General features: G+C 42.0%; 6 protein-coding genes. 3 read left to right on the forward strand and 3 right to left on the reverse strand.

All coding sequences use genetic code 11. The features are described from left to right. Positions 1-249: 249 nt before the first annotated feature. Both nudC and DW173_RS08745 read left to right on the forward strand, forming a co-directional pair. Positions 250-1044 (forward strand): NAD(+) diphosphatase, encoded by a 795-nt coding sequence (gene nudC, locus DW173_RS08740; RefSeq protein WP_255421350.1) that lies wholly within the window; start codon positions 250-252, stop codon positions 1042-1044. Between the two features lie 106 nt (positions 1045-1150). Next, entirely contained in the window at positions 1151-2326 is a 1176-nt protein-coding gene (locus DW173_RS08745) for a DUF418 domain-containing protein (protein ID WP_120144324.1), read from the forward strand. Positions 2327-2714: 388 nt separating this feature from the next. Here the strand turns inward: DW173_RS08745 and DW173_RS08750 are convergent, their stop codons facing one another. The 3 genes from DW173_RS08750 to DW173_RS08760 all read right to left on the reverse strand — a co-directional run bounded on the left by DW173_RS08750 (position 2715) and on the right by DW173_RS08760 (position 7957). Then, the gene (locus tag DW173_RS08750; RefSeq protein WP_004300737.1) at positions 2715-4460 is read right to left on the reverse strand and encodes a phospho-sugar mutase; all 1746 of its coding nucleotides are present in this window, start codon (positions 4458-4460) and stop codon (positions 2715-2717) included. Positions 4461-4638: 178 nt separating this feature from the next. Beyond that, entirely contained in the window at positions 4639-6276 is a 1638-nt protein-coding gene (locus tag DW173_RS08755) for a C69 family dipeptidase (protein WP_053095326.1), read from the reverse strand. A 28-nt stretch (positions 6277-6304) separates the two neighbouring features. Continuing rightward, on the reverse strand, positions 6305-7957 hold the full coding sequence (locus DW173_RS08760) for a M23 family metallopeptidase (protein ID WP_044918878.1): 1653 nt from the start codon (positions 7955-7957) through the stop codon (positions 6305-6307). A 198-nt stretch (positions 7958-8155) separates the two neighbouring features. Here DW173_RS08760 and DW173_RS08765 point away from each other — a divergent pair, with 198 nt between their 5' ends. Continuing rightward, complete coding sequence (locus DW173_RS08765) at positions 8156-10789, forward strand: zinc-dependent metalloprotease (protein ID WP_120144325.1); 2634 nt, start codon at positions 8156-8158, stop codon at positions 10787-10789. The last annotated feature ends 4 nt before the right edge of the window (positions 10790-10793 follow it).

Genomic DNA, 10793 nt, shown 5'->3' on the forward strand with positions numbered 1-10793 from the left:
CCTGAAAGGGCGGAACCGTATACAATTATGCCCTTTCAGGGCGCAAATTCAGATTGTCGTTTTTACGTAGGGCGTTGCCCTACGCTATATAATTAAGCCCTTTCAGGGCACTCCGCAAAATTATCATTTAGCTCATTTCTGCACGGTTATGAATCAAATTTTGGTGCAGTTGCCCTGTATTTTATCTGATAAGTCTAAATATCAATCTAGTTTTTTTATAACTTCGCAGCGCGAAGATCAAGAATTAGAATTAAAATGAATCAGACAACACAATCATGGTGGTTTATCTTTTACAAAGACCAACTGCTTCTTGAGAAAAAAGAAGATGGCATATATGCCATCCCGTGTGGAGAAAGCTCTCCTATTGTTATTAAAGAAAAAACAACCGTACACAATATCACTACACTGGAAGGGAGAAACTGCAAGGCTTTCTCCCTCTCCTCTCCCATTGAAGAATCGGAGCAATGGATCATGATAGGGCTTCGTGCCTCCTATGAATATCTTCCTTTGTCTCATTATCAGACAGCAGGAAAAGCACATGAGATTCTGCATTGGGATAGAAACAGCCGCTTTTGTTCCGCCTGCGGCACGCCTATGGAACAGAAAGAATCTATCATGAAGCGTTGTCCGAAATGTGGCCGGGAGGTATATCCTTCCATTTCCACAGCGATTCTTGTATTAGTGAGAAAAAAAGATTCACTACTTTTAGTGCACGCCCGCAATTTTAAAGGAACATTCAACAGTCTCGTTGCCGGATTTCTGGAAACCGGAGAAACGCTAGAAGAATGTGTAGCACGTGAAGTGAAAGAAGAAACCGGACTGGATGTAAAGAATATCACTTATTTCGGTAATCAGCCCTGGCCTTATCCCAGCGGACTAATGGTCGGCTTTATTGCTGATTATGCCGGAGGGGAAATCAACCTCCAAGATGAAGAATTGAGTTCGGGAGACTTTTATACAAGAGACAATTTACCCGAACTTCCCAGAAAACTTAGTCTTGCCCGAAAGATGATTGATTGGTGGATAGAGCATCCAAATGAATAAATCAAACATGGAAAATATCATCAAAGGAATCCGTCAGTATGTTCCCGAAGCCTGCTTAGAGATGGGTAAAATGAACATTTACTAAAAACAATCATAAATTAGCCCCATGGAATTATCAACAAAAACACCCCGAATTGAAGTAGTAGATGCTCTTAGAGGATTTGCTGTAATGGCCATCCTTCTGGTTCATAACTTGGAACATTTCATTTTCCCCGTATATCCGGAAAACTCTCCTGAATGGCTCACCATTTTGGATGCCGGAGTATTTAATGCGACATTTTCACTGCTTGCCGGAAAGTCTTATGCTATATTCGCTCTGCTTTTCGGATTCACTTTCTATATCCAGTCGCACAACCAGCAGTTGAAAGGAAAGGACTTTGGTTACCGCTTTTTATGGAGAATGATATTGCTGGCAGGATTCGCCACTTTGAATGCTGCTTTCTTCCCGGCAGGAGATGTCCTGCTTCTGTTTGTTGTAGTCAGTCTTGTACTATTTATCGTACGTAAATGGAGTGACAAAGCAATTCTAATCACCGCCATCTTGTTTTCACTGCAACCGATTGAATGGTTTCATTATATAATGAGCCTTTTCAATCCTGCCTATACCCTACCCGATTTGAATGTCGGAGCCATGTATGCTGAAGTAGCAGAATACACCAAAGCCGGAAGCTTTTGGGATTTTCTGATAGGTAATGTTACGCTGGGACAGAAAGCAAGTCTGTTTTGGGCTATCGGTGCCGGACGTTTCTTGCAGACTGCCGGACTTTTCCTGTTTGGCTTATATATCGGACGCAAAGAATTGTTCGTTACTACCGAATCTCATTTGAAGTTCTGGATGAAAGCACTTATTATTGCAGCTATCAGTTTCGCGCCACTGTATTCTCTGAAAGAACAGATCATGCTAAGTGACAGCAGTTTAATTCAGCAAACGGTAGGTACTGCCTTTGATATGTGGCAGAAATTTGCATTTACGATTGTACTTGTTGCTTCTTTCGTGTTGCTTTATCAGAAGGATCAGTTCAAGAAAACTGTATCTAATCTGCGATTCTACGGAAAAATGAGTTTGACCAATTATATTTCTCAATCTATTCTGGGAGCCATTATCTATTTCCCATTCGGATTCTATCTTGCTCCTTACTGTGGATATACTCTTAGCCTGATTATCGGTATTATTCTTTTCCTGGCGCAGGTTCGGTTCTGCAAATGGTGGCTGTCTAAACATAAACAAGGACCATTGGAAACAATATGGCATAAATGGACTTGGATAGGCACGAAGAAATAACAGAAAAAAAGAAATAGCACTGACTGAAAAATAGACTAAAAAAGCAGGCCACGAAATACACATAACTACAAACGAACAACTTACGAATATGAAACTGAACGTATCACTCTAAAGCATCAACAAAACATGTGTATCCGCAGCCTGCGGGTTGAAATTGAGATGATGTCAATACAACAAGATTCTCGCAAGAAGGATTAGCAAGTGGACTTAAAGAATGCAAAGGAAATGAAAGAACTGTGCCAAGTTGGGGAAAAAGCCCGAAAATAGGCAGAATCAGGGCTATGTATAGAGAAAAAGAAGCGCCTCCATAATCTTCGAAAAGACCATGGAGGCGCTATTTATTATTTATCTTTCGTTATCTATATCTGAAATTTCAGAAGAAACAAAATCAGATACCCAATGATTTCTTCACTGCTTCAATCTTTTCCATTGCAGCAGATTCGGCAGAAGCATAACAATTGCGGCAACCCATTTCACCCTGAACTTCCATATAGAACTTAATCTTAGGTTCTGTACCTGAAGGACGAACAGAAACTTTGCTACCGTCTTCAGTGAAATATTGAAGTACGTTAGATGGTTCCGGCATATCGATTGCAGTTACGTTACCTTTATCATCTGTCTGTTTCAGTGTCTTATAATCTTTGCTTAAGATCACTTTAGAGCCACCCAATTCTTTCGGAGGATTGGCACGGAAGTTCTCCATCATAGCTTTGATTTCTTCTGCACCACTCTTACCCGGTTTCACTACGTTTACAGTAAACTCTTTAGAGAATCCGTATTCTACGTAGATATCCAGCAACAACTGATACAAGGATTTACCATTATCTTTTGCCCATGCAGCAACTTCAGCAATCAAACAGCAAGCTGATACGGCATCTTTATCGCGAACGAAATCTTCGGCAAGGAATCCGTAGCTTTCTTCACCGCCACCGATATATTTCTGTTTGCCTTCACGCAGACGGATTTCACGGGCAATCCATTTAAATCCGGTGTAGCAGTCAAGCATTTCGATATTGTTCTTATCTGCGATTTTCTTGATTAATTCAGTTGTAACGATTGTCTTCACACAGAACTCGCCACCTTTAATCTTACCCAGTTGTTTGTACTGTGTCAGAATATAATAAAGGTACATCATACAAGTCTGGTTACCGTTAATCAGTACCCATTCGCCTTTATCATCCTTGCAAGCAATACCCACACGGTCAGCATCCGGGTCGGAAGCCATAACGAGGTCAGCATCAATTTCTTTGGCAAGGTTTACAGCCATAGAAAGAGCTTCGGCGTTTTCCGGGTTCGGAGATACGACAGTCGGGAAATTACCGTCCTTAATCATCTGTTCGGGCACAGTAAATACGTTTTCGAATCCCCACATTTTCAATGCACGAGGAATCAACATCATACCTGTACCATGAATCGGAGTATAGACAATCTTCATATCTTTGTGACGGGCGATAGCTGCCGGATCAATAGAAACAGTTTTCACCATATCCAGATAAATCTTATCGATGTCTTCACCGATAATCTGAATCAAATCCGGATTTCCCTGGAATTTGATATCGGCAGCAGAAGCAATTGCATTCACTTCGTCGATGATACCTTTATCGTGTGGAGCCAATACCTGTGCACCATCGTCCCAATATGCCTTGTAACCGTTGTATTCTTTCGGATTGTGAGAAGCAGTCAGAATGATACCGCTCTGGCAACCGAGGTGACGGATGGCGAAAGACATTTCCGGTGTCGGACGCATGTCGTCAAACAGATATACTTTGATACCATTGGCAGAGAAAATATTAGCAGAAGTCTCCGCAAACAAACGGCTGTTGTTGCGGCAATCGTGACCTACTACTACAGAAATCTGCGGCAGGTCTTTGAAGTTCTTTTTCAGATAGTTGGAAAGTCCTTGAGTGGCAGCACCTACCGTATAGATATTCATACGATTGCTACCTACCCCCATAATACCACGCAGACCACCAGTACCAAATTCAAGATCTTTGTAGAAAGCTTCAATTAGTTCGGTTTTATCATCGTTTTCCAACATACGTTTCACTTCAGCCTGGGTTTCAGCATCATAAGCCGGGGTTAGCCATTTTTCGGCTTTTTCAGTGACCTGTTTAATAAGTTCCTGATTTTCCATTTCGATTGTTATTTATTGGTTAATGAATTATTTATTATCAATTTCTTGAGCACACAAATGTAAAATAATAAGTTTATAATTCCTAGTTATTTAATGAAGAATTAAGAATGAAAAATGAAGAATCGCATTATAAGACATATTTGCAAAGCATAATTCTTCATTTTTCATTCTTAATTCTTCATTTTACCAAATATCTGTCACCAGTCTGCTTGACATATTCCTGCAAGAATTCTTTCGGATATCCGGGACGCATCACTCCGGCAGGTTGTCCGATAGAATTACGCTCAAACTTACCGTCTTTAACACGTTTCACCACTCCATCATTGTACTTCACAATCAAGAATGTACCCAATTGTTTCCAAGTATCGAAAGTGCTTTGTGCGGTCATATTTGTATAGTTTGTCAGAAAGTCAACCGCTGCGTTCTTATCTTTTGCCAGCAGTTTGGCAGCCATTTCTTCAATGCCTTCCTGTGCATTGTTGAAAGTTGTTTCCATTTCTTTCTGCGCTTCCCGTACATCACCGATCATCAAATCATAACGCGGATAGACCATATTAGATACCCAGTTGAAAATCCAGAAAGCAGAATTCCAGGAAAAAGTAATATAATCGGCCCCATCTACACGGGTATAACATACCGGCACTTTAGTAGCACAACAATAAACCGGGGTAAATACAGCCATATTCGCATCATCCACGCCAAACCAAAGTACACCGCCTATCGGGTCCGGCTTATGAGCCCGCATTTGTGCAACAAATACAAACCCGCTTTGTTGAGTGGAAATCGGACGTTCGTTGAAATATTCCTGACCGTCTACTTTGAAGTTCAGAGGAGAAAGACGATAAGGTGTCTTATAAGGTCCGGCTCCGAAATCATTGGAGATGTCAAGAGGCGTTCCTTCATAATGGTCGCGCATCATATCTTTCACATCTTGCACGGATAACTTATGTTTTGGTTTCACAAAAAGAGGCATCGGCGTATTGGTCTTTCCCTCAATGTAAGGAAGATAATCTTTTCCGTTATCTGTGAACTTATTAAAATAGCTCCACACACGAGCCTCACAGAAACGACGTGCACCAAAATCAAGAGGCGCATAGGCTAATGAGAAGCTAAAGTCTTTGTTTACTCCATTAAAATATCCCTTCTCGCGGGCAAAAGAAACGACATCCGGAGAGTACATGCAGTTTTCCTTGTCGTTCATATCAAACTGATGGATACGTGACTGGTTGGCATGGGCCGAAATACAATCATCGGGCACACGTACAGCTACCCAAACTGCTCCACGGATGCCGGGACCTTTACCAATCATTTCCATAATCCATATTTCGTTCGGATCGGCAATAGTAAAGGATTCTCCTTCGCTATAATAGCCGTATTGCTGCACTAAGTCGGTCATGATCTTAATTGCTTCACGGGCAGTGCGCGAACGTTGCAAACCGATATAAATCAGACTTCCGTAATCGATAATCCCTGTAGAATCGGCCAATTCCGGACGTCCGCCGAAAGTTGTCTCACCAATGGTAACCTGATATTCATTCATATTACCGACTACATTGTAAGTCTGGCGTGCCTGCTCTATTTCTCCCAGATACTTGCCGGTATCCCATTCATAAACTTTCAGCATCGTACCTTTTGGATAGGTAGCAGCCGGATAATGATAAAGTTCTCCGAATAAGCCATACGAGTCGGCAGAATAGGAAACAATCGTCGAGCCATCGGCAGACGCATTTTTTCCGACAATCAGGTTGGTGCAGGCGAAGGTGTTCGCCACAGCCGCCATCAATACGGCGGCACAAAGAATAATTCTTCTCTTCATAATAAATATATGATTCACTTTTAATAATTTACCAAACAAAGCTTTCACGGGCTACTGTTTCATTCCCACAATAGTCGGTCACTGTAAATTCAACAGTATGCTTGCCTCCTTTCTTTACGCGTTTGGGGTCCAACGTACATTCCCAGTATGATTTCACAATATTGGGACGTCCGAAAAGCGCATACTTTCCGTCAATCGTTCCACGATAGGAAGCAATTCCCGCGCCCTGATCTTTCAAACGATAGACAATTTTTCCGTTTCTTCCCCACTGATTCTTGTTGACAGGGATAATCTCCGGCGGGATGGTATCGATGGCAACAGTGTAAGTTCCCAACTCCCGGATAGATGCTTTCATGTATCCGTCTTCATACTTTCCGCCTACGCTGTACTTTCCTCCTTTGGGAGTTATGCGGGCCACATAATATTTCGTCGTATCGGCAATTGGTTTTCTACGCAACCCGATACACAGTTCACAAGCTGCATGCAGCGGAACCGCCTTATCATTCAGTTGATAAGTAAAAGCAACGGCACCACTATCCGCCTTCACCTGATAATTGAGGGGAACATCATCATACAACATTCCTTTCGGAACAACCAAGTTTAATCCCGGTTCTTGCAGATAATTAGTCTTATTCCAGGTAAAATAATATTTCTCCCGATGATTCAACGGTTCAATCGGCTGTTTCCGACCCCGTACGGTGAAACTATATTTGGAAGTGTTTCCGAAAGCATCTTTTAATGTATATAAGAACTGATAGTCCCGTTCCTCATCAATCGTCACCAAGCCACGGTTATCATTCGATGCTTTTAGCAGACGCAAAGTGTTGCCCGGATCAATGAAAGATTTCATATATTGCCCGTAAGTCCAGGAATTAATCATCCGGTTCTCTTCCTGCGAGAAGCGATCTACGGTGCTACGAAATATTTCATTTCCATCTACCGTAAGTACAACCGAATAAACTCCATAATGGTTATTCACTCCATCCATGTAATCGTATGCTTTGATCCCCACACCTATCACTCCCCATGCTTCCACCGGACGCTCACTATTGGGAAGAATGGTTTTATTCTCTTGCTTTCCATCCACTACTCCTTTACCCAGTTGTGGAAAAAATAGAATGCCATCCGCTTTCGGAGCACGCGTATCTTTTATTTTCGATTGAAAGAAAGGCATAGGGTCAATATAATCTCCCGATTCCGTTTCAAACACATCCAGATGAAGATGCGGACCGAACGAATATCCGGTATTTCCGCTCCATGCGATCTGCTGGCCTCCTTTTACCGGATATTCTTCCGGTTCAGGAACAATCTCTACTTCCCAGCTTTCTTCTTCATATTGAAGTTTCTCCACCCTTTCGGCAATGGGAGAAACAAAACCACTCAAATGGCGGTTGATCGTTGAATAGCCATTGTGATAACAGACATCAAGTACATATCCCGAACCATTCGTGACGCGAATACGCGAAATATAGCCATCAGCGAGAGCACGAACGGGTTTACCGATAACTCCGCCTGTCTTAAAATCCAGTCCGCCGTGGAAGTGATTGGAGCGAATTTCTCCAAAGTTCCCACTCAATGTAAGAGGAAAGTCAAAAGGAGGTACAAAGGTTACTTGCTTCTTCTCTTGTCCATACCCTCCGATGCAGCAAGCCAACATCAAAGCAGTGATATATCGTCTCATCATTCCGTTCACTTTTTTACTCCCGCAAATGTACACTATTCCCACTAAACTATGAAATATCCGAGGAGAATGATGACCGTAGATACTAGTTAATATTTCTTTTTAATGTTATATTCATTGCAAATTAGTAGTCATTATGTTATTTATATTAGTACTTTTGTAGCCGTTTTTTAATTATAATTAAAAGTTAGAAACTCAATGAGAATGTATGTAAAAGTAATGGCAGCGGTCATTGCATGTATATTGCTGAGTGGAGAAGCGCTCTCGGCATTTGCAACTACCCCCGCTACAGAAAATCTGAGTTGGTTTAAAAAGAAAAAGAAAAAACCAGAAGAGAAAGAAGAGAAGAGTAAAAGCGACTACGAGAAATTAGTGGAAGACAGTAAAACGACCAAAGGGATGTTTGCTGTACATCAAAAGAAGAATGATTATTATTTTGAAATTCCCACCTCACTTTTGGGACGTGACTTATTAGTTGTCAATAAGCTGCAACGAGTTCCTGCCGAACTTAATGATGCGGGCGTAAACCGCGGAGTAAACTATGAGAATCAGATGGTTTGCATGGAATGGGACAAAGCGACGGGCAAACTAATGTTACGCCAACAACGCCCATTACCTCTGGCCCCCCAAACGGACGCTATCTTCCGTTCGGTAAAGGATAATTTTATCTCTCCGCTGATTGCCGCATTCAAGATCGAAGCAGTCAATGCAGATTCTACGGCATTAGTAATCAAGGTGAATGATATTTATGATGGTACGGAAACCAGTATCAATAACGTATTTACCAATATTAATCTGGGTACTTCGGCTATCAAGAATTTATCACGTATTCTATCCATCAAATCCTTTTCAAACAATGTCGTGGCAACTTCCGAGTTGACTACCCGGGTAACGGAAGGTACTACTACTGTTTATGTAACGGTGGAAGTTAGTTCTTCTATTCTCTTATTGCCCGAAAAGCCGATGATGGGGCGATTCGACAATCAGAAGGTCGGTTATTTCACGAATCCGTTATTAAGTTTCAGTGATGCGCAGCAGCGTACGGATAAGACACAGTATATCACCCGCTGGCGTATGGAACCCAAACCGGAAGATCGGGAGGCTTATCTGAAAGGTCAGATGGTAGAACCTGCCAAACCGATTGTCTTCTACATTGATAATTCAACTCCTTACCAATGGCGTTCGTACATTAAGAAAGGTATCGAGGACTGGCAGATTGCCTTTGAAAAGGCTGGTTTCAAGAATGCGATTATCGCCAAAGAAATCACGGACAGTATGCATGTAGACATGGATGATGTCAATTACTCCGTACTGACTTATGCTGCTTCGGAAAAGAAAAATGCAATGGGACCTTCTCTGTTAGATCCCCGTTCCGGAGAAATTCTGGAAGCTGATATTATGTGGTGGCACAATGTGCTTTCTATGGTACGTGAATGGATTACTGTCCAGACCGGAACAGTGTGTCCGGAAGCACGTAATGTACAATTGCCTGATGCTTTGATGGGAGATGCCATTCGATTCGTCGCCTGTCATGAGGTAGGCCACTCTCTGGGACTCCGCCACAATATGATGGGTTCATGGGCTTTCCCGACAGATTCATTACGTTCCGAAGCATTCACTTCCAGAATGAACTCTACCGCTTCATCTATCATGGATTATGCACGATTCAATTATATCGCACAGCCTGGAGATGGCGTGAAAGTTCTTTCTCCGCATATCGGTCCATACGATATGTTCGCTATCGAATATGGATATCGTTGGTACGGAAAGAGTACTCCGGAAGAAGAAAAGGATATTTTATTCGATTTCTTGAGCAAACATACTGATCGGCTTTATAAATATAGTGAAGCACAGGATGTCCGCGATGCGGTAGATCCACGTGCACAGAACGAAGATTTAGGTGATGATCCGGTTCGCTCTTCTTTACTTGGCATTGAGAATCTGAAACGTATCGTTCCACAAATTCTTCAATGGACTACTACCGGTGAGAAGGGACAAACTTATGAAGAAGCATCTCGCCTCTACTACGCTGTAATCAACCAATGGAACAACTATTTATATCATGTCCTTGCCAATATTGGCGGCATCTACATTGAAAATACAATTGTAGGAGACGGCGTTAAAACTTATACATTCGTAGAGAAAGAGAAACAACAAGCTTCACTGAAATTTCTGATGGATGAAGTTTTGACATACCCTAAATGGCTGTTTGACACGGAAGTGGGGCAATATACTTATCTACTTCGCAATACTCCCATCGGAAAACAGGAAAATGCTCCTACACAAATCTTAAAGAACGCCCAAGCCTATATCCTTTGGGATTTACTTGGCAATACTCGTTTGATGCGTATGATAGAGAATGAATCTGTCAACGGAAAGAAAGCCTTTACAGTAGTGGAACTTATGGACGGACTTCATAAGAATATTTTCGGTGTTACCGAACGCGGTGGTATCCCTAATGTTATGGAACGTTCTTTGCAGAAAAACTTCCTCGATGCATTACTTACAGCCGCTGCAGAACCGGAAGCTGTTAAAATCAACAAGAAGATCGCCAACGAACATTTCTTGCTTGACCACGCTACTCCTTTCTGTAGCTGTTACGCTGCCGAACAACGTGCACTTCGTCAGGAAGACCGGATGGGTGCTCCACGTGTGCTCAATTTCTATGGCAGTCAGCTCAACCGTATTTCAGATGCTATCTCTGTGAAACGCGGTGAATTATTACGTATCAAGAAGTTGTTGCAGAACCGTTTCGGAACTTCCGATACTGCTGCACGCTATCATTATGAGGACATGATTCTACGTATTAATACTGCTTTAGGAATCAAATAAAACC

Origin of the sequence: Bacteroides sp. AM16-13, assembly GCF_003602705.1 — a bacterium.
Classification (GTDB): Bacteria; Bacteroidota; Bacteroidia; order Bacteroidales; family Bacteroidaceae; genus Bacteroides; species Bacteroides xylanisolvens.